The 276-nt window shown below is 52.9% G+C and carries 1 pseudogene; it reads right to left on the bottom strand.

The features are described from left to right. Nucleotides 1–59: 59 nt before the first annotated feature. Nucleotides 60–276 (bottom strand): annotated as a pseudogene (locus tag ALO43_RS08135) (LysR family transcriptional regulator); the annotation flags it as partial.

Here is a 276-nt window from a genome sequence, read left to right as displayed (position 1 = left end):
CTTTCAAATATTATATTTTCCGACACTTCCGAAGGTTATTTCCTACCCGGACGTGGCTATTAAAACAAACCAACGGGCGACGGACCTACAGCCTGTTGCTTACAACGTGACCTGAGCATTTCCAGCAACAGAATGACCGGCTTGCTGAGCTGCGCCCGGTGCGCGCATAACAGGTTCAGCGGCGCTCGCTCGCCGATCAAATCTGGCATCAATACTTTCAGGTGCCCGGCCCGTACATCTGCGGCGACGTCCAGCCACTGTCTCTTATACACATCT

The sequence above is a fragment of the Pseudomonas tremae genome (assembly GCF_001401155.1).
Taxonomy (GTDB): Bacteria; Pseudomonadota; Gammaproteobacteria; order Pseudomonadales; family Pseudomonadaceae; genus Aquipseudomonas; species Aquipseudomonas tremae.
Note: the sequence above shows the minus strand (reverse complement) of the source record. Positions and strands in the feature narration are given on the sequence as shown.